This window comes from Rhizobium binae, assembly GCF_017357225.1.
Taxonomy (GTDB): Bacteria; Pseudomonadota; Alphaproteobacteria; order Rhizobiales; family Rhizobiaceae; genus Rhizobium; species Rhizobium binae.
In genome coordinates, this window is record NZ_CP071604.1 from 3,053,199 (window position 1) to 3,073,022 (window position 19,824).

General features: G+C 61.4%; 17 protein-coding genes, 1 other RNA gene and 1 pseudogene. 8 read left to right on the forward strand and 11 right to left on the reverse strand.

The window, feature by feature from the left end; translation table 11 throughout:
• Positions 1 to 6: 6 nt before the first annotated feature.
• The 10 genes and pseudogenes from J2J99_RS15030 to J2J99_RS15075 all read right to left on the reverse strand — a co-directional run bounded on the left by J2J99_RS15030 (position 7) and on the right by J2J99_RS15075 (position 9,326).
• Complete coding sequence (locus J2J99_RS15030) at positions 7 to 1,764, reverse strand: peptidoglycan D,D-transpeptidase FtsI family protein (protein ID WP_168296800.1); 1,758 nt, start codon at positions 1,762 to 1,764, stop codon at positions 7 to 9.
• Entirely contained in the window at positions 1,764 to 2,222 is a 459-nt protein-coding gene (gene ftsL / locus J2J99_RS15035; protein WP_168296799.1) for a cell division protein FtsL, read from the reverse strand. The genes J2J99_RS15030 and ftsL overlap by 1 nt, the downstream gene beginning before the upstream one ends.
• Before the next feature lies 1 nt (position 2,223).
• Positions 2,224 to 3,249 (reverse strand): 16S rRNA (cytosine(1402)-N(4))-methyltransferase RsmH, encoded by a 1,026-nt coding sequence (gene rsmH / locus J2J99_RS15040; protein ID WP_168296798.1) that lies wholly within the window; start codon positions 3,247 to 3,249, stop codon positions 2,224 to 2,226.
• A gap of 17 nt (positions 3,250 to 3,266) precedes the next feature.
• The gene (gene mraZ, locus J2J99_RS15045) at positions 3,267 to 3,704 is read right to left on the reverse strand and encodes a division/cell wall cluster transcriptional repressor MraZ (RefSeq protein ID WP_004674707.1); all 438 of its coding nucleotides are present in this window, start codon (positions 3,702 to 3,704) and stop codon (positions 3,267 to 3,269) included.
• A 424-nt stretch (positions 3,705 to 4,128) separates the two neighbouring features.
• An RNA gene (gene rnpB / locus J2J99_RS15050) (RNase P RNA component class A) lies at positions 4,129 to 4,526 on the reverse strand.
• A gap of 51 nt (positions 4,527 to 4,577) precedes the next feature.
• Positions 4,578 to 5,752: pseudogene (locus J2J99_RS15055) on the reverse strand (NAD(P)/FAD-dependent oxidoreductase).
• Positions 5,753 to 5,762: 10 nt separating this feature from the next.
• Entirely contained in the window at positions 5,763 to 6,947 is a 1,185-nt protein-coding gene (locus tag J2J99_RS15060; RefSeq protein ID WP_168296797.1) for an NAD(P)/FAD-dependent oxidoreductase, read from the reverse strand.
• 123 nt (positions 6,948 to 7,070) lie between these two features.
• Positions 7,071 to 7,598 carry a lytic transglycosylase domain-containing protein gene (locus J2J99_RS15065; RefSeq protein ID WP_168296796.1) on the reverse strand — a complete coding sequence of 176 codons (528 nt, stop codon included), beginning with the start codon at positions 7,596 to 7,598 and terminating at the stop codon, positions 7,071 to 7,073.
• A 262-nt stretch (positions 7,599 to 7,860) separates the two neighbouring features.
• Positions 7,861 to 8,622 carry an N-acetylmuramoyl-L-alanine amidase gene (locus J2J99_RS15070; protein WP_168296795.1) on the reverse strand — a complete coding sequence of 254 codons (762 nt, stop codon included), beginning with the start codon at positions 8,620 to 8,622 and terminating at the stop codon, positions 7,861 to 7,863.
• On the reverse strand, positions 8,619 to 9,326 hold the full coding sequence (locus J2J99_RS15075) for a J domain-containing protein (RefSeq protein ID WP_168296794.1): 708 nt from the start codon (positions 9,324 to 9,326) through the stop codon (positions 8,619 to 8,621). The genes J2J99_RS15070 and J2J99_RS15075 overlap by 4 nt, the downstream gene beginning before the upstream one ends.
• Positions 9,327 to 9,797: 471 nt before the next feature.
• Here J2J99_RS15075 and J2J99_RS15080 point away from each other — a divergent pair, with 471 nt between their 5' ends.
• From J2J99_RS15080 to J2J99_RS15090, 3 genes are all read left to right on the forward strand, one after another.
• Complete coding sequence (locus J2J99_RS15080) at positions 9,798 to 11,009, forward strand: pyrophosphate--fructose-6-phosphate 1-phosphotransferase (protein WP_168296793.1); 1,212 nt, start codon at positions 9,798 to 9,800, stop codon at positions 11,007 to 11,009.
• 57 nt (positions 11,010 to 11,066) lie between these two features.
• Positions 11,067 to 11,702, forward strand: a complete 636-nt coding sequence (locus J2J99_RS15085; protein ID WP_168296792.1) for a LysE family translocator — start codon at positions 11,067 to 11,069, stop codon at positions 11,700 to 11,702.
• Between the two features lie 114 nt (positions 11,703 to 11,816).
• Positions 11,817 to 12,767, forward strand: coding sequence for a lytic transglycosylase domain-containing protein (locus J2J99_RS15090; protein ID WP_168296791.1), 951 nt, complete (start codon positions 11,817 to 11,819; stop codon positions 12,765 to 12,767).
• 51 nt (positions 12,768 to 12,818) lie between these two features.
• Here the strand turns inward: J2J99_RS15090 and J2J99_RS15095 are convergent, their stop codons facing one another.
• The gene (locus J2J99_RS15095) at positions 12,819 to 14,225 is read right to left on the reverse strand and encodes a serine hydrolase domain-containing protein (protein ID WP_168296790.1); all 1,407 of its coding nucleotides are present in this window, start codon (positions 14,223 to 14,225) and stop codon (positions 12,819 to 12,821) included.
• 190 nt (positions 14,226 to 14,415) lie between these two features.
• On the opposite strand from J2J99_RS15095, the gene J2J99_RS15100 reads away from it, so the two are divergent.
• The 5 genes from J2J99_RS15100 (at position 14,416) to J2J99_RS15120 (ending at position 19,610) form a co-directional block, all read left to right on the forward strand.
• Complete coding sequence (locus J2J99_RS15100) at positions 14,416 to 15,660, forward strand: BtaA family protein (protein WP_168296789.1); 1,245 nt, start codon at positions 14,416 to 14,418, stop codon at positions 15,658 to 15,660.
• Positions 15,657 to 16,331 carry a class I SAM-dependent methyltransferase gene (locus J2J99_RS15105; RefSeq protein ID WP_168296788.1) on the forward strand — a complete coding sequence of 225 codons (675 nt, stop codon included), beginning with the start codon at positions 15,657 to 15,659 and terminating at the stop codon, positions 16,329 to 16,331. The genes J2J99_RS15100 and J2J99_RS15105 overlap by 4 nt, the downstream gene beginning before the upstream one ends.
• Before the next feature lie 128 nt (positions 16,332 to 16,459).
• A complete protein-coding gene (locus tag J2J99_RS15110; protein ID WP_168296787.1) occupies positions 16,460 to 17,257 on the forward strand; it encodes a glycoside hydrolase family 25 protein in 798 nt (265 codons plus the stop codon).
• Between the two features lie 81 nt (positions 17,258 to 17,338).
• A complete protein-coding gene (locus J2J99_RS15115) occupies positions 17,339 to 18,565 on the forward strand; it encodes a lytic murein transglycosylase (protein ID WP_168296786.1) in 1,227 nt (408 codons plus the stop codon).
• Positions 18,566 to 18,704: 139 nt separating this feature from the next.
• Positions 18,705 to 19,610 carry a DMT family transporter gene (locus J2J99_RS15120; RefSeq protein ID WP_168296785.1) on the forward strand — a complete coding sequence of 302 codons (906 nt, stop codon included), beginning with the start codon at positions 18,705 to 18,707 and terminating at the stop codon, positions 19,608 to 19,610.
• Positions 19,611 to 19,824 lie beyond the last annotated feature (214 nt).

Here is a 19,824-nt window from a genome sequence, read left to right on the forward strand (position 1 = left end):
TCACGCTCAATAAGACACCAGCAAGGCCGAACCACCCTCCCCGAATTTCGGCTCGATGCCGAGAATGGGAGCGGCGCGGCTGATGATCTCACGGGCAATCGGGCCGGCGGTACCGGCGGAGATCGTTCCACCATATTGTTTCTCGCCGGTCTTCGGCTCGTCGCAGAAGGTGATCACCGCATATTTGGGGTCGTTGATCGGGAAGGCGGCGATGAAGGAGTTGAAGTTCAGCGTCGAGGAATACCGTCCGTTCACGACCTTGTCGGCCGTGCCGGTCTTGCTTCCGACGGCAAAACCCGGCACGCGCGCCACGCGGCCCGAACCCTTGAAACCGTTGAAATCAAGGAGGTAGCGGATCTCGTCGCTGGTCGACTTCTTGATCACCTGCTTGGCGATCTGGTCGGCCTCTTCGCGTGTGCGCGGCAGGAATGTCGGCTCGATCAGCTTGCCGCCGTTGACGAGAGCCGCCGCCGCCACCCCCGTCTGCAGCGCCGTCGTCGAGACCCCGTGACCGAAGGAAATCGTGATCGAATTGATCTTCTTCCACACCCGCGGCTGGCTCGGCATCTTCACTTCCGGCAATTCGGTCTGCATCTTCGTCAAGAGGCCGAACTTGGTCAGATAGTCCTTCTGCGCGTCGATGCCGACGATGTCGATGACGCGCGCCGTGCCGATATTCGAAGAGTACTGGAAAATTTCAGGCACGGTCAGCCAGCGGCGCTGCCCGTGAAAATCGTGGATGGTGAAGCCGCCGATATAGATCGGCTTGCTGGCATCGAACGTGTCGGACATCTTCACCTTGCCGGTATCAAGCGCCATTGCCAGCGAAAAGGTTTTGAAGGTCGATCCCATTTCGAAGGTGCCGTTGGTCATCCGGTTGAGCCAGCCGTCCTTGGCGCCCTCCTGCGGATCGTTCGGATCGAAATCCGGCGCCGATGCCATTGCCAGCACTTCTCCGGTATGCACGTCGATGACCGCCGCCCCTGCACCCTTGGACTGGAAGTTGTTGACGGCGTTGACGACAGCGTCCCTGACGATGTTCTGGACGCGCAGGTCGATCGACAGCCGCACCGGCTCGAGCGGCTGATCGCTGGTCATGCCGACCGAGGCGAGATCCGCGAGCCCCTGGTCGTCGATGAACTTCTCCATGCCGGCAACACCGCGGTTGTCGATGTTGACGTAACCCAGGATGTGCGCGGCGGTCGATCCGCCCGGATAGAAGCGGCGCTTCTCCGGCCGGAAGCCGATGCCGGGAATGCCGAGCGCCAGGATCTGGCTCTGCTGCTTCGGCGTCAGCTGCCGGCGCAGCCAGGCGAAATGCGATGTCTTGACCGAGAGTTTCTTGTAGGTGTCCTTGACGTCGAGCTCGGGCAGAACCGTTGCGAGCTTTTCGACCGCCTCATCGGGATCGACGATCTTGTTCGGCTCGGCAAACAGCGAGACGGTGCGGATATCGGTCGCCAGCACCTCACCGTTACGGTCGAGAATGTCGGGCCGCGATGCCATCAGCCGATCGGGTGGCAGGATGCTGGAGACGACCTCCTGATCCTTCATCGCATATTCGACGAGGCGGCCGCCGATGACGACGTAGACGCCCATGAAACCGAGGATCAGCAGGCCGACACGGCTCTTTGCCTGCCCCGACTTCTTCTTGCGCGTTCCCTCGATCGGCACGCCGGCGGAAGGGCCGCCGAAACGATTATAGACGCCGGCGGAGAAATGCGCCTGGCTCTTCAAAACCATTATGCGGGAAAGAAACGACATTATTCCACCGACCCCGTTTCGATCTCGTCTGCTTCATCCTCGGCCTCGTCGCGCGGCGCGGCCTTTGGAACGGGCTGCCCCTTGGCCGCTGCGGTCGCGCTCTTGGCGCCGGCCACGGTCGCACCCTTGGCTCCGGCTTTGGCCTCCGTCACGTCGGGCACGGGAACCTCGGATTTCGGCATCGGCAATTCCCTGGCATGCACCAGCGCCGTCGATTCCGTCGGCTGCAGCTGCAGCTCGTCATTATAGGCCTTGACCAGCCGCTCCAGCCGGTTCGGCTGCGACTGCAGCGCCCAATCGGCCTTGAGAAGGTCGATCGTATCCTTCTCCAGTTTGATTTCGGCTTCGAGGCGATGAACCTCGTCGAGCTTCAATTCGGCGCGATGCTTGATCGTGTAGGTGACGGCGGCAGTTGCCGTCATGACGCCGATGAGCACGAGATCGAACGTTTTCAGCACATCAACCTCCAAGCTTTCCAAGGCTGGCTAGATTGGGAAACCCAAAGAGCGACATATCTGCGGCCTCGGCGGCGGCGCCCGTTCTCTGGCCGGCGCGCAGCTTGGCCGAGCGGGCGCGCGGATTGACCTCGGCCTCCGCCTCGCTGGCCGAAACCATCGATTTGCCCACAACCGTAAAGGTTGCCGCCCGCTCATGTGTGGCCGGCAGGTGTCGCGAACCCGACGCCTTGCCGGCGCGGTCGGAAAAGAACTTCTTGACGATGCGGTCTTCGAGCGAATGGAAGGTGACGACGACGAGCCGCCCGCCGGGCTTCAGCACCGTTTCCGCCGCAAACAATGCCTGCGCCAGTTCGCCGAGTTCGTCATTGACGAAGATGCGCAGCGCCTGGAAGACGCGCGTCGCCGGATGAATCTTGTCTTTCATCTTGCGCGGCGTGACCAGTTCGATGAGACCAGCAAGATCGCGTGTCGTCTCGAACGGCTTTTCAGAGCGGCGCTTCTCGATCGCATGCGCAATGCGCGGCGCCCGGCTCTCCTCGCCGAGAAAATGGAAGATGCGGATGAGATCGGCGACCTTGGCGCGATTGACGACATCGGCGGCCGAAACGCCTGTCGCCGACATGCGCATGTCGAGCGGCCCGTTCCTCTGAAAGGAGAAGCCACGCTCGGCCTCATCGAGCTGCATGGAGGAAACGCCGATGTCGAGAACGACGCCATCGAGCCCGCCCTGCGGCGCATGATCGGCGAGATGCGAGAATTGTGAATGAACGAGCCTGAGGCGGCCACCATGCGCGGCGACCATCGCCTGCCCCGCCGCTATCGCCGTCGGATCGCGGTCGAGCGCGATCACCTCGGCGCCGGCAGCAAGAATGGCCGAAGTGTAGCCACCCGCACCGAATGTACCGTCGAGGATGAGCTTGCCGGGCGCGGGCGCCAGCGCCGCCAGGACTTCTTCGAGAAGAACAGGAATGTGACGAACCGGTCCGCCACCGGCATCAGTTGAACCTCCGCCAGGATTCGCCGCCATTCCGTTCCCTCGTCCTTTCAGGAACGCTTGCCCGCCAGCTTGCGCTCCCCTCGTGCCTGCGCCTGCGCCGCCAGAAATGCCTGCGGCTGCCAGAGCTGAAAATGATCCGCTCGACCGACGAAGGTCACTTCGTCCGAGATGCCGGTGAAGCCGCGGATGAAATCCGTGACCATCAACCGCCCCTCGGCATCGAGCTTCATGAAGACCCCGCCCCCGTGAATCAGAAGCGACATCTCGTTCGCGTCCGGCGAAAACGGATCTTCCGCAGCGATCTGCCGCTCGAATCGCTCGAGAAGATCCAAACCGCCGACGCTGATCGCCGGAAACACAAAATCCTGAAAGCAGTAAAGCTCCTGGATATTGCGCTGCGCCAGCACGGAACGAAAGGCCGAAGGCACGGAAACCCTGCCCTTGGCATCGATCCTGTTGGTCGCATTCGAAAGGAAGCGGCTCATGACACGAAACATCCGTTCCCGCAGGGATCCGGACCAAACGACGCCCGAAACTCCCCATATCAGGCACAGCTTCGCAAGCCGGATGAGAAAAATCCCACCCGACGCTTCCGGAGAGGAAGACGCCTTTGCTTTGCGATGAATGGGCAGGTGATTGCCCCGGTGCAGTGCGCATTTGGGATAGCATGGGACCATATGGGCGTCAATGGGATGCGCCCGTTTTGCAACGAACGCATAATCAAAAATTTATAACCCGTTAAGTTTAACAAAGGGTTAGGATCGCCTCTTCGCAGGCCGCCGGGAATGGTGATTGTGCAAAAAGAAATTTCCACGGTCGGCTGCATAAGCAGTCGCTTCAACACTTTCTATTCAATGAGTTACTGGAAACGGGCCGATAATTCAGGGAGCTTTCGTGCCACAAAGATGAATCGCCAGTTGGCCTGTAAGCCGGGTTCTGTATGGCTCCGGCGTGAACCGGAACGTGGCAGCCATTCCTCTGGGACAGCGTTCGCACGCTGCCTCGCGCAACCCACCCGGATGACTGGCCTGGAAACCGGCCGGAAGGCCTTTCGGCCCGCCGCGTCATCCCTATTCGGTCTTGCTCCCGGTGGGGTTTACCGTGCCATATCCGTTGCCGGAAATGCGGTGGGCTCTTACCCCACCCTTTCACCCTTACCTGTCATGACAGGCGGTTTGCTTTCTGTGGCACTTTCCCTGAGGTCGCCCTCGCCGGACGTTATCCGGCACCGTGTCTCCGTGGAGCCCGGACTTTCCTCACCCTACCGCCTTTCGGCATTGGTAAAGCGCGGCTGCCCGGCCAACTGGCAGGGCTCCCATAAACGAGGGAGATCGCAATTGCCACCGAAAACGATAGGCCTAACGAAATTGCGGTGTGAAATGCGTGGAGTAGCCCTGCTGGCTGATTCTGCCCGACAAAAGTAACTCCGCCCCGAGCCTGCCGATCTCGTCCGAACTCTTGGCCGACGTGCCGGCGCAGCCCGTCAGCACTGCGATGGCAGGCGACGAGGTGTAGCCGATCATCGGGTAGCCGCTTTCCGTACAGGACACGACGCAGGCGGCCGTCGAAATCGAAAGCGGCGTCAGATTGGGCGCAAGGTCGGCGATGATGCGTTGAAGATGCGCCCGCACGCTCTCCCGCCCTTCGGTCCTGAACCAGGCGCGCATCTCCGCCTCGTTGCCGAGCACCAGATCGTCTGGGTCGCCGCCGACCTTCAGATAGATTTGCCGTCGGGATAACGGATCGGCGGCAGCAGGTAGATATGGATGCCGGGCACATCGAGAATGAGCGACGGCATGGCGGCAAGATGAATGGCATCGGCTTCGCTCACTTCGAAAAGCATTACCGTCCGACCATAAACCGTCATCTCAACCGGACGCGGCAACAGATTCTCTGCAATGGAAAATCCTCCCGCGGCCAGCAGCACCTTTTCAGCCCGATAGGCCAGGCCACCGGCGGTCATGACAACGGCCGCCCCACCCTCCTCGCGGATCGAGACAACATGGTCGCGGATGACGGCGGCGCCGGCTTTTTCCGCCAGCAGCGACTGTGCCTTGACCAGCTTGCGCGGGCTGATATGTCCGGCCCCCTTCGCCTCGAAGATCCCGGCGCAGCCATCGGCAAAGGCGAAGAAGGGAAAGGCGTCTTTCAACTCTCCGTCGTTGAGAAGGCTGGTTTCGACTCCCAGCGAAACGGCGGCCTGCTTGGTTCTGTCGAGATAGTCGCTTCCGTCAGGCGTGACGACGACGCAGCCGACCTCTCTATAGAAATCGATGCCGCTGTCGCGAGCGATCTCGCCGTAGCGTCCGATCGAGCGATTGGCGAGCAGCGCCCAGTTGCGGTCAGGATCGATGGTGCGGGTGATGCGCCCCTCGTCGTAGTGGCTGGCAAAAACGCCCTGATGCGTCTTGCGATCGGCCGGCTCGTCCGGCCCGATCACGGCCACGCCGTCCGTCTGGCGAGCCAAATGACGCGCAGCTGCCGCACCCATCAAACCGCGGCCGACGACAATATATTTGAAATCGACTGCCATCATGCTCCTTTTAGGCAAAGACCGGCGTCAGTTCGCCGCCGAAATCCGCTTCACTGAGCGCGCCTTCCGTCAAAAGTACGGCGCCCAGCCGCCCGAGTTCGTCGGAGGATTTGGCGGCGACGAAATTGCCACCGGTCAGAACTGCGATGCGTGGCGACTGGGTAAATCCGGCATAGGGATAACCGGTCGGCGTGAAATTCGCCACGCACGGACCTGATGTGACCGGGCAGCCGGCAAGCGCCGGCATCAGTTGCAGGGCGATGCGGCAGAGATGATCGCGCTCGGCGGCGCTGCCGTCTGAACGGAACCACGCACCGGCATCCTCCAGCCGATTGATGGAAAGCGTCTCGGTATCGCCGCCGAGTTTCAGATACATCTTGCCGTCGGGATAACGCACCGGCGGCAGAATATAAATGTGATCCTCTTCCCGGTCGCCGAGCACGATCATCGACGGCATGTCGCCGAAGATGGCCATCTCGCGTTCACCGATTTCATAGAAAACGACCGTTCGCGCCATCACTCTGGCGTCGACGGGACGGGGCAGCAGCGCGTGGAAATTGCTGAAGCCGCCAGCCGCCACCAGCACCTTCTCGGCACAGTAGCACTTTCCGTCGACCGTCACCTCGACATGGGCACCGGCGTCGCACGCGGATCTCGCGGTTGCCTCGATCAGCGTAACGCCACCCTGTTCCGCGAGCTTAGCCTGGGCGCGTACGAGCGCCCGCGGATTGATATGGCCGGCGCGCTTGCGCTCGAAATAGCCGCGAAAATCAGGATCGACTGCAAGAAAGGGGAAACGGCCCGGAAGTTGCGAAGGTGCGATGCTTTCAATCTCGCTGCCGAGCGTCCGACTGACGGTCAACGCCCGATCGATGTAATCCTGCTCGCTCTTCTCAGGGGCTGTAAACAGGCAGCCGACTTCCGAAAAGAAGGAGATGCCGCTGCTTGTCTCGATCGCACGGTAGCGGTCGAGCGCGCGCGCGGCGAAACTTCCCCAGGCCAGATTGCCGTCGAACGTCCGGGTGATGCGCGCCTCGTCGTAATGGCTGGCGAAGACGCCGTCATGCGATTTGCGCTCAGTCGGCTCGCGCGGACCGATCAGCGCAATACCGTCGGTCATCGAGGAGAGATGCCGCGCCGCGGCGGCACCCATCATGCCGCGTCCGATAATGATGAACCTGAAATCGACTGACATACCTCACTCACCTCATCTCGAGGTGGACCCACCTCGCTTGAAGGTGGGATATCACGGCAGCTGCGCCGATTCATACCGCAAATTGCCGCAAGGAAATTTGATCCGGCACGCGCCTGGCAACGCTCAGTCGATCATCGCCAGCACCTTGCCGCAATAGGTCTTCGACACTGGGTTCATGCGCTTGGCGCCATGGCCGGCATTATATTTGAGAATGGTGTTGCAGGTTTCCCCGCCGCCGAGCTGGTGGGCAGCCGCCAGATATTTCATCCCGTATTTGATATTGGTCTCGGGATCGAACAGGCCCTTCCTCGTGCCCGAATAGCCCATCATTCGCGCCGTCGCCGGCTTGATCTGCATGAGGCCGATTTCGCCGGCGCTGCCGCGTGCTTTCGGATTGAAATTGCTTTCAACGCGTATGACGGCCTGGGCAAGCGCGACCGGCACGTCATATTCCGCCGCATATTTGTTGATCAACGCAGAATAGGGAATGGTCGCTGAAAAATCAGGCATGGCATAGCCGCTCTGGCGATCGACGGTTTTCAGCGGAACGGCTCCGGCCCTGACGCCCCAATCATCATTAGCCAAGGCAAAGTTATACCCTGCCAGCAGCATGCCAAGGCATGCTGCAGCACCAGCAATCATCTTATTCATATAGTCTTTTCACTCCGACCCGAAGAATTGCAGGACTGCGCGCCTCGCCGTCATCCGGTCACACGCAACCAAGGACTGATCGCGTTCCGCAGCAATTCTTATCGTTTCATTTTGCGCTCACGGTTACACTTCAAAACAGCCGTGAGCGCTGTTCAGCGGGCGCCCTTAGACCATCGCAATGAGGAGATAATAGGGAAATGATGTGGCGCGGCGGATTTCTCGCCAACTGCGAAAAAAGCGGCCGGAGATCCGGCTCCTGCGGTCAGGAATAACGCGGCAGTGCCGACAGCAGCCTGTGCAGCGTGTCGATTGTCGAGAAATCGGCGATGCCGTCCACCCGTTCGGGTCGGAAATGACGTTGGAAAGCCTCTACGTCTCCTGCCGTCTTTTCGGAGAATTCACCTGTGATTTCAGTGCGGTAACCATAGAGCGACAGCATCGACTGCAGCGCTTCAACCGGCTGGCCGGCGTCGCCTCGTTGAAAGAATCGCCCGCCGGTAATCTTCGCCGGTTCAACCCAATGCCCGACACCCGCGTGATGGAGAGTCGCCCAGGGAAATTTCTCGCCCGGATCGACCTTGCGAACCGGAGCGACATCGGAATGCCCGAGCACGCGTTCGGGCGCGATCGACCAACGTTTGACACAGTCGCGACACAATTCGATTACCGCGGCAATCTGCTCTTTCGGATAGTCGGGAAGCCCCCCGGGATGGCCGGCATTGGCGATCTCAATGCCAATCGACAGCGAATTGATGTCGCTCTCGCCATGCCAGCTGCTCTTCCCGGCATGCCACGCCCGCCGGTCCTCCGGTACGAGTTGAATTACCTCGCCACTCTCATGCACGAAATAATGGCTGGAAACCTGGCTTTCGGCGCGACAGAGCCAATCGAGCGCGCCATCCGGCGTTGGCATGCCGGTATAGTGCAGCAAGATCATATCCGGGAGACGCCCGTCCGCCCGCTCCCCGTGATTGGGCGACGGGCGCACGCAAGCTCCCGCGTAATCCGCCTCGAAGGAGGTCATGCTGCGCGGCGTTCCTTCTCGATTGCCGCATAGGCTGCGTTGAGTGCCGCCATGCGCTCGTTGGCAATCACGTGGAATTCCTTCGGCACGCCGCGCGAGATCAGTCGATCGGGATGATGTTCGCTGACGAGGCCGCGGTAACGGCGGCGGATCGTCGGAAAATCGTCGGAAGGCGACACGCCGAGCACCTTGTAGGGATCGCCACCGGACGAGACATGGCGAGCGGCGATCTGCTCGAAGCGGGTCTCGCTCATCTGGAAGATCTCGCCGATGTGACGCAGGAAATTCAATTCCTTCTCATGAATCAGCCCGTCGGCCTTGGCGATATGGAAGAGGCCGTCGAGCACGTCTTCCAGCACCGTGCAATTGGCTGCACAGGTCATGCAAAGCGTCGACAGACGTTCGGCATAGGCCTCATAGCCGGCGACATCCTGACGCGCGAGATTGTAAAGTCTGGCGACGTTCTTCGCCTGATCCTGCGGAAACTCGAAGATTTCCCGGAAAGCCTCGACCTCCTTCTCGCTGACGATGCCATCGGCCTTGGCCATCTTCGCCGAAAGGGCGATGATCGCCACCGAGAAAGCGACCTTTCGCCGTGTCTCGGGATCGCCTTCGAAAACCGTGCGGATGGCCTCGACCACCGCGGACAGTGCATTGCCCGCAGTATTGCCAATGGCATTCACCAGTTTTTCCCAGAAGGACATCGAAAATCTCGCGTACTTGTCAACCTATAGGCAAATAGCTTGACCAAAGAATCGTAGCCTTTGCAAGGCGACGATTGGTCGTAGGCGCGAACACAGTTTTCACGATTTGGTAATTGTCGCACCGCAGCAAACGATTCACCCCTTCGATGAGGGACGTGCCCCTCCCACCGGTCTCACCTGGCTCGCAACGCGCGCCGAAATTTCCACAACAGTTCTCGGTCCGTGTCTCGTGCTTGAAACGATTATATCAGCTGTTCCGGCCGCAAAGCGTGAAAAGGCGGCGTTTTTGGTAAATTCTTTACTTTACAGGCCCCTTTCCCTGCCGCATCCATGCGCTGATGCATGTCGCCCGGAACTCTACGGCGGCACTGGGACACGGCATGCACAATCAACGGACAAACGTATCGCATAAACTAAGTTCGATGCGATACGCCTTAGCCAGCGCCGCCGCGAAACGCCATAGGAGGAATCATGGCCAAGCAAAAAGTTGCAATGCTGACCGCCGGAGGCCTCGCACCCTGTCTTTCCTCCGCCGTCGGCGGCCTCATCGAACGCTATAGCGACGTTGCGCCCGAGCTCGATATCGTCGCCTACAAGTCCGGCTACCAGGGCGTACTGCTCGGCGACAGCATCGAAATTAACCGTCAGATGCGGGAAAAGGCGCCGCTGCTGCACCGTTACGGCGGCTCGCCGATCGGAAACAGCCGCGTCAAGCTCACCAATGCCGCCGACTGCGTCAAGCGCGGCCTCGTCAAGGAAGGCGAGAACCCGCTGAGGATCGCCGCCGAACGCCTTGCCGATGACGGCATCACCATTCTCCACACGATCGGCGGCGACGACACCAACACCACCGCCGCCGACCTTGCTGCCTACCTCGCCGCCAACGGCTACGATCTGACCGTCGTCGGCTTGCCGAAGACGGTCGACAACGACGTCGTGCCGATCCGCCAGTCGCTCGGCGCCTGGACCGCCGCCGAAGTCGGCGCCCATTTCTTCGACAATGTCGGAAACGAGCAGACCGCCGCCCCCCGCACACTCGTCATCCATGAGGTCATGGGACGCCATTGCGGTTGGCTGACGGCCGCCACCGCCCGGGCCTATCTCCAGCGCACCAGCCGCAATCAATATGTCGACGGCCTGATGATGGATGCGCAGCTGAAGGGTATCGACGCGGTCTATTTGCCCGAAATGGCGTTCGATCTCGATGCCGAGGCCGCCCGACTGAAGGAAGTCATGGATCGCACCGGCCATGCCACAGTCTTCGTGTCGGAAGGCGCTTGCCTCGACGCCATCGTCGCCGAGCGCGAAGCCGCCGGCGAGACCGTCAAACGTGATGCCTTCGGCCATGTGAAAATCGACACGATCAACGTCGGCGCATGGTTCCAGAAGCAGTTCGCCAGCCTGCTGAATGCCGAGCGTTCCCTCGTGCAGAAATCGGGTTATTTTGCCCGCTCGGCGCCGGCAAACGGCGACGACCTGAGGCTGATCCAGAGCATGGTCGATCTCGCCGTCGAAAGCGCCCTCAATAAAGTGTCCGGCGTCACCGGCCATGATGAATCGCAGAATGGTAAATTGCGCACTATAGAATTCCCGCGGATCAAGGGCGGAAAGGCTTTTGACCTCTCGGCGGCATGGTTTGCCGAAGTCATGGCCAATATAGGCCAGAAATACAAAGAAGCATGATTGACGGATGGTTAATATGGTGTCTTTGCTTGTTCCTGAGGAATGGGAGGAGACACCATGTCGTTTGAAGCCTGGCTCGCTTTTGCAGCCGCATCCGCCATTATGTTGGCCATACCGGGACCGACGATACTGCTCGTCGTCTCATATGCGCTTGGCCATGGGCGCAGGACGGCGTTTGCGACGGTAAGCGGCGTGGCGCTCGGCGACTTCACCGCGATGACGGCCTCGCTCTTCGGTCTCGGCGCCGTCCTCGCCACCTCTGCCGCTCTTTTCACGATCCTCAAGTGGATCGGCGGCGCCTATCTGATATGGCTCGGAATCAAGCTCTGGCGGGCTCCCGTCATCGGTGAGCCGGTTGCCGACAACGACAATCTGCCGGAGGAAAAATCGCTCAAGATTTTCCTCCACGCCTACGTCGTCACCGCCCTCAATCCGAAGAGCATCGTCTTTTTTGTCGCCTTCGTGCCGCAGTTCCTCAACCCGGCCCTCCCCTTCTTCGGGCAGATGGCGATCATGGAAGCGACCTTCCTTGTGCTGGCGATCCTCAATGCTTCCACTTACGCATTTCTCGCCAACTCTGCGCGCGGACTGATTCGCAAGGCGAGCATCCAGCGCGCCGTGAACCGCACGGGCGGCACGCTGCTGATCGCTGCAGGCGCCGTAACGGCCGGCTATCGCCGTATTGCGGCGTAAAATATTCCGTGGTTGCCGGAATGCCACGAATACGTTAATGGGGTCGGCAGGGTTTAAGCTTTTTAGTAACTTTTATAACGCTGCCGGGGCGGCGCGATTCACGAAAGTGACGGAATGGTAGCGATCGGATTGTCCGGCCTGAAACGCAGTCTTGTCGTTTCTATGGTGCTCTGCTGCGGCGTGATGACCGGCTGCGCGAGCGTCGAATACACCTCTCAGGCCGAACTGACAGCCGCTCAGACCGTCGTGCCGATACCCAAGCCCGGCGAAGACGCAACACTGGCCGCGGTCCCGACGGCCGAAGGCGCAGCTGGCCAGGCGGTCGCAGGTGCCATGCTTCCGCAAACGCAGACAGCCCCCTCTTTGACCGCAACGGCAATGCCGACGGTTGCGGCGTCTCAGCCCGCCGATCTTGCCATGCAGGCGGGCATACAGCCGGCAGCCTATGCACAGATCCCGCTGACGCCCGAGATGACGGCCATTCAGTCCGTCGTGCCGACGCCGCGCCCTGGCACACCGGCGCAGCCGGCAACGCAGCTTGCCTTTGCCGCGACGCCGCAGAACAATGCGCTTGCAGCACTTGCGGCAGTCGACACGACGCCGCGTTACAGCATGGATTACGGCTTCGACGAATCCGGGCCGATCGATCCCCCGACGGCTCCCCCGATGTTCAGCGACGACGACAAGGACGATGCGCCGACCGTCGAGAAGAGTTTCGTCACCAAGCTCATCCAGAAATATTCGAAGATTTACGAGATTCCCGAGACGCTGCTCCACCGCATCGTCCATCGCGAGAGCCGCTACAATCCGAAGGCCTACAACAAGCGCGGCTATTTTGGCCTCATGCAGATCAAGTACAATACTGCCAAATCGATGGGCTATGACGGTGCGCCGGGCGGTCTCTTCGATGCCGAGACCAACATCAAATATGCCGCGAAATATCTGCGTGGCGCCTGGCTCGTCTCCGACAACAAGGAAGATGATGCCGTCCGCCTCTATGCGCGGGGCTATTATTATGACGCCAAGCGCAAGGGCATGAATGACATCGCGCAGGGCAATTACTGACCACCACCACAGAAACGGCTTCGATGCTTGCGCTTAAGGCTGCGGCGGGACCTACCGCGCTGATCCGGCCTGCTGCTGCGGCCCGCCCGGTTGCGGCGACGCTGCCAGGACTGCCTTGAGAAGCGTCTGCGGCTGATAACCGAGCCAGCCCGGCGTCAGGCCGAGCCGGACGACGACCAGATTGGCGGACGGCACGATCGCCATGCTCTGCCCGTCATGTCCCGTCAGCCAGAACGTATCCTCCGGCAGCCCGAATGCAGCATTCGAGCCACCGGGAGCGAGCCACGCCTGGCCTTGCGTATACCGGCCGTTCGACGCTGTCGTCGGCGTGCGCATGGCGCCGACGAAACCCTCCGGCAACAGCCGCCGGCCATTCCAGACGCCATCCTGCAGCAGGAATTGCCCGAAACGCGCCCAGTCATGCGCAGTCGCATAGAGATAGGAGCTTCCGGCAAAGGTGCCGCGCGCGTCGAGTTCGAAGACGGCGCTGGTCATGCCGAGCGGGGAGAAGAGCGCGTCATGCGGATAGGAAAAGGCTGCCTGCGCATTGCCGACCCTGTCCATCCAGATGCGTGACAAGAGCGCCGCCGTGCCGCTCGAATAGCGGAACCGCTGGCCGGGTGCCGCCTCCATCGGCGCATTGGCCGGCAGCGACACCATGTCAGGATCGAGATAGAGCATGCGCGTCACATCTGCGACGCTGCCGTAGTCCTCATTGAAGGCAAGGCCGCTCTCCATGCCGAGCAGGTCGGAAACCTTGATCCTGGCACGCGGATCGTCCTTCCACTGTGGCATCAAGTGATCGTCGTCGAAGGAGACCTTGCCGTCGAGCATCAACCGGCCGAGGATGGCCGCGTTCACCGTCTTCGTCATCGACCAGCCGATCAGCGGCGTCTTCGACGAAAATCCGGGACCATAGGCTTCGGCGACGATACGGCCGTTGCGCACCACAACGATCGCCCGCATGGCCGGGCCGGCAAATCGGGAATCGGCCAGCACCGTCGTGATCTTGCCGTCCGGTTGATTGCCGCTGCCCTCGCCTTGCGGCCACACCGCGTCATTCGCCTGCATCTTGGCCGGCGCATCGAACGGCACCGCGTCAATCGCCGCCTCGAAATTGCCGTCCGGCACACTGGTGCAGCCGAGAGCGCCACGATAGAGCGCATAACTCGATGCAAACAGCCCCATGAAGCGCGCCGTCACTCGGCCGCTGTCGCGCTCGACACTGACGCGCACCAGCCTCAGCAGCGGATTTCCCGGCGCCTGGACGTCGTCACGCAGCACATCCTCGGCATCCCGGCCGGCGACGAAGACATTGGAGCAGACGATCTTGGCGGCGTAGCCGTCTCCGACGCGCAAAAGCTCCGGCGGCCAGGCGAAGAGCCAGCCGGTCCCGGCGGCGATGATGAGAACCACAACGAGAGCAAGCGCCTTCAAGACACGCAGCACAAATCGCATGGCATTCCTCCATGCCGGGAGAGAAGCAGGAATCGCGCCTGCCGGAAAGGGGCTGGCGCGAAGAAGGCGCACCATTCCGATCACTCTTCATTGATGCCGGAGCCTTCCGAGAACGGCGCCCACAGCCCGCGTCATCAAACTGTAGCAGTGGCGCGCTACACGCCCTGAACGCGAAAAAGGTGACAGACTCATGTCAGAATTTGCACCGGATGCCGGCTTCCGCAAGAACCGGAAACTCAAGGACGCCCTTCTCCGCCACAAGGCTTTTTCGAAGGAAGGTTTTTCCGAGCGCCTCTTCGGCCTTCTCTTCTCCGGCCTCGTCTACCCGCAGATCTGGGAGGATCCGGATCTCGACATGCAGGCGATGGAGCTGAAGCCCAACCATCGCATCGTCACCATCGGCTCCGGCGGCTGCAACATGCTCGCCTATCTCTCCAAGGCACCGGCCTCGATCGACGTCGTCGATCTAAACCCGCACCATATTGCGCTGAACCGCCTCAAGCTTTCCGCCTTCAAGCATCTGCCCGATCATGCCGATCTCGTGCGGTTCCTGGCGATGCCGAACGAGAAGTCGAACAGCCGCGCCTTCGACCAGTATCTCGCCGCCAATCTCGACGACGCGACCCGCAGCTACTGGAACGGCCGCAAGTTCGGACGCCGCCGCGTCACCGTCTTCGACCGCAACATCTACGAAACCGGCCTGCTCGGTCGTTTCATCGGCGCAGCGCACCTTCTTGCCCGCCTGCATGGCGTCAAGCTGCGCGAGATGACCAAGACCCGCTCGATCCGCGAGCAGCGCCAGTTCTTCGACGAGCAGATCGCGCCGCTTTTCGAAAAGCCGGTCATTCGCTGGATCACCGGCCGCAAGAGCTCGCTCTTCGGCCTCGGCATTCCGCCGCAGCAATATGACGAACTCGCAAGCCTTGCCGCCGATCATTCGATCGCGCCGGTGCTGAAGCACCGCCTGGAAAAGCTCGCCTGTCACTTCCCGATGCGCGACAACTATTTCGCCTGGCAGGCCTTTGGCCGCCGCTACGGCACTGAAGAGGAAGGTCCGCTGCCGACCTATCTGAAGCCGGAGCATTATGAGGTGATCCGCGCCAATGTCGATCGCGTCAACGTTCACCACGCGAGCTTCACCGAGCTTCTTGCCCGTGAGCCGGCCGCCTCGCGCGACCGCTACATCCTGCTCGACGCGCAGGATTGGATGACGGATGAACAGTTGAACGACGTCTGGCGGGAAATCACCCGCACGGCGCGCGACGGCGCCCGGGTGATCTTCCGCACCGCCGCCGAAAAGAGCATCATCGAAGGCCGCCTGTCTTCGTCCATTCGCGACCAGTGGGATTATTTCGAGGACAAGTCGCGGGAGCTGACGGCGCTCGATCGATCGGCGATCTATGGCGGTTTCCATATCTATGGGAAGAAGGCGTGAGCAAGGTCGGCACCGACACGGCGGGAATGAGCGACGAACATGCCAGCCTCATGGATGGCATGTATCGCTACCAGCGCCATATCTACGACCTGACGCGCAAATATTACCTTCTCGGCCGCGACAGCACCATCCGCAATCTCGATGTGCCCGAGGGCGGCACCCTGCTCGAAGTCGGCTGCGGCACCGGTCGCAACATGGCCTTCGCCCATCGCCATTTCTCGACCGCCAAGCTGTTCGGCCTCGACATTTCCCAGGAAATGCTGATTTCTGCGCGCAAGACCTTCGCCACCAAGGCGACGATCCCGGAATTCCGCGTCGCCGACGCCACAGCCTTTACGCCGCGCGAATTCGGCGTCAGCGGTTTCGACCGCATCCTGATCTCCTATGCCCTGTCGATGATCCCGGACTGGGAGCGCGCCGTCGACGCGTCGATCGCCGCGCTCAATCCCGGCGGCCAGCTGCATATCGTCGATTTCGGCCAGCAGGAAGGCCTGCCGCGCTGGTTCCGGCGGATATTGCAGGCCTGGCTTGCGAAGTTCCATGTCACGCCGCGGCCGGATCTGCGGGAGGTTCTGGAAGCGCAGGCAGAGGAGCACAATGCGCGATTGTCATTCGAAACCGTCGGCGGCGGTTATGCCTGGCGGGCGGCTATTATCAGCAGGCGCTCATAATTCGCTTGAAACTAACCGATTTTTTACGTTGATATGGTGAAAAGAGGGTTATTCCCTCTGCGGGACTCGTCTTTTTCGAAGGCCAGGCTGTGGGGCAAAGAGATCATTCGGTTCACGACGGGATACCCATGCGCCGGCTTTTGTTTTGCGTTGTGCCTCTGGCCATCCTCCTGGCAGGCTGCTCCTCTTCCGGCCACGACTATCTTGAAACCGCTTCAATCAAGCCGAAGACGCGCTTCCAGGACACCGATCCGCAGGATTTCGGAGCGAAGCATCCGCAACAGAACGCCATTCACGGCATCGACATCTCCAAGTGGCAAGGCGATATCGACTGGGCGACGGTGAAGAACTCCGGCGTCGCCTTTGCCTTCATCAAGGCGACGGAGGGCAAGGACAGGGTCGATCCCCGCTTCGACGAATATTGGCGCGAGGCCCGCGCCGCCGGCATCCCGCACGCCCCCTATCATTTCTACTATTTCTGCTCCTCGGCCGATCAGCAGGCTGACTGGTTCATCAGCAACGTGCCGAAGGAGGCGATGCGCCTGCCGCCGGTGCTCGACGTCGAATGGAACGCCGAATCGAAAACCTGCCGCTACCGTCCCGACCCGCAAACGGTGCGCGCCGAAATGCAGCGCTTCATGGACCGGCTCGAGGCCTATTACGGCAAGCGCCCGATCATCTACACCTCGGTCGATTTCCACCGCGACAATCTCGCCGGTTATTTCCAGGATTATCACTTCTGGGTCCGCTCGGTGGCGAAGCATCCCGAGGTGACCTATTCCGACCGCCGCTGGGCTTTCTGGCAATATACCTCGACGGGCGTCATTCCCGGCATCAAGGGACCGACCGATATCAACGTCTTTGCCGGCAGTACAACGAACTGGAACAATTGGGTCGCCGCCGTTTCCAAGGATAGAAATTCTTAGTAACGTCTTGCAATGTTTCTTGCTTCCGTCACATTCCTCTGGGAAAGCGACGGACATCCGTTTGATATAAGGACCGCATTCATGCACCGCTCGCTCACAAGCCGCTCTGCACTCGCCCTCCTGTTTGCCCTCGCCCTTGCCGGCGGCGCCGCCGCCCAGCAGGCGCCGGCCGCAGCCCCGGAAGCCCCGGCAGCGCCTTGCGGCGGCGACCTCTCCTCCTTCCTCGAAGGCGTCAAGGCCGATGCGATTGCCGCAGGCGCGAGTGCCGCAGCGGCCGACCAGGCGCTTGCCGGCGCCGAGATCGATCCCAAAGTGCTGAGCCGCGATCGCGCCCAGGGCGTCTTCAAACAGACCTTCCTTGAATTTTCCCAGCGTACTGTCAGCCAGGCCCGCCTCGACATCGGCCGCCAGAAGATGAAGCAATATGCCGACGTCTTTGCCCGCGCCGAGCAGGAATTCGGCGTTCCCTCCGGCGTCATCACCGCCTTCTGGGCGATGGAAACCGATTTCGGCGCCGTCCAGGGCGACTTCAACACCCGCAACGCACTGGTGACGCTGTCACACGATTGCCGCCGCCCGGAGCTCTTCCGCCCGCAGCTGATCGCACTCATCGAGATGGTCCAGCACGGCGACCTCGACCCTGCCACCAACACCGGCGCCTGGGCTGGCGAAATCGGCCAGGTGCAGATGCTGCCGCGCGACATCATCGCCTATGGCATGGATGGCGACGGCGACGGCCATATCCGCCTGAAGCAGAGCGGCCCGGACGCCATCCTGACGGCGGCGAAATTCATCCAGCACCTCGGCTTCGAGCGCGGCCAGCCCTGGCTGCAGGAAGTCACCGTGCCCGATAGCCTGCCCTGGGAGAAGTCCGGCCTCGGCGGCACCATGAAGGCCGGCGAATGGTTCGCGCTCGGCGTCAAGCCACGCGACGGCAACACCGGCTTCGGTGATCTCGAAGGCGACCTCGTACTGCCGCAGGGGCGCATGGGGCCGGCCTTCATCGCCTATCCGAATTTCAAGATCTATCTCGAGTGGAACAAGTCGTTCATCTACACCACCTCGGCCGCCTATTTCGCGACCCGCCTATCCGGCGCCCCGACCTACCTCAAGGGCGCGCCGGAACCGGGTCTCGCCAACGACCAGATGAAGACGCTGCAGACGAAGCTGCAGTCGCTCGGCCACGATGTCGGCGAGATCGACGGCATCCTCGGCTCCGGCACGCGTATCGCCATCCAGAAGGAGCAGCAGCGGCTCGGCATACCGGCCGACGGCTGGGCGACGCCGGCGCTTCTCAACGCCCTCTGAGCGCCGCCGCCGCTCAGTCGCTCGTTTCGCAAGAAACGGGTGGCGCCGTGCGCCATCGACGTTAAAGCATGATGCCGAGGATCCGCTGTCGGGTTTCGACGAAGCGGCGGCGGTACGGCTTGGGATGGAGGACGGCGGCATGGACAACAGAATGAATGCCTGGACCTGGAGCTTGCTGCTCCTGCTCGGTTTCATCTGGGGCGGCTCTTTCTTCTTTGCCCGCATTGCCGTCCAGCATGTCCCGCCGCTGACCCTTGTCTTCCTCCGGCTGCTGCTGGCCGCGTTGGCGCTGCATATCTATATCGCCGGCCGTTTCGGGATCTATTCGATCCTGGAAGCCCGCTGGCGCGAATTCCTGATCCTCGGGCTTATCAACAATGCCCTGCCGCACGCTCTGATCTTCTTCGGCCAGACTCGCATCGGCGCCGGCCTTGCGGCGATCCTGAATGCGACGACGCCGATTTGGACCGTGCTGATCGCCAACTACGCCACGTCCGACGAGAAGCTGTCATCCGCCAAGATTGCCGGCTGCCTCGTCGGCCTGGCCGGAACGATCGTGCTGATCGGCCCCGGCCTGTCGGCCGGTGGCGAAGCGCCGCTCTGGGCGCTGCTGCTTCCGGTACTTGCAGCCGTCTCCTATGGGTTCGCGGCCACCTACGGCAAGCAGTTCAAGACTATTCCGGCCCCCATCACCGCCGCCGGTCAGCTGACCGCCTCCTCGGTGATCACCCTGCCGCTGTCGCTCTTGGCGGATCGCCCCTGGACGCTCCCCTTGCCGTCGCTCGATATCGCCGCCGCCGTGCTGGCGCTGGCGCTGGTGTCGACCGCCTTCGCCTATATTCTCTATTTTCGGATCATGGCGGCGGCCGGCGCCACCAACGCCTCACTCGTCACCCTGCTGGTGCCGCCGAGCGCCATCCTTCTCGGCGTGCTCTTCCTCGGAGAGCGGCTGGCACTTGCCGAGTTCGCCGGCATGGCGCTGATCGGTTTCGGCCTTGTCATTCTCGATGGCCGTGCCTATCGCCTCCTGGCGAGGACGACGTGAAGAATGGTTGCAAATCCCGCATCATTTCAACCGCTTGGCTGTCCGCCATGATTCAGGCGCATAGGTAAATCGGCAATCGCCCGATTTAACCGCATGTTAAATTCTGTGAATACGATTTTGTCGGGAATAGGCGTTTAATTTCAGCAGTTTGCGGGATGAGTGTTCGACCTATCCACCACCCCGTTCGGCGATGCAGCATAGATTCCGCTTTCCA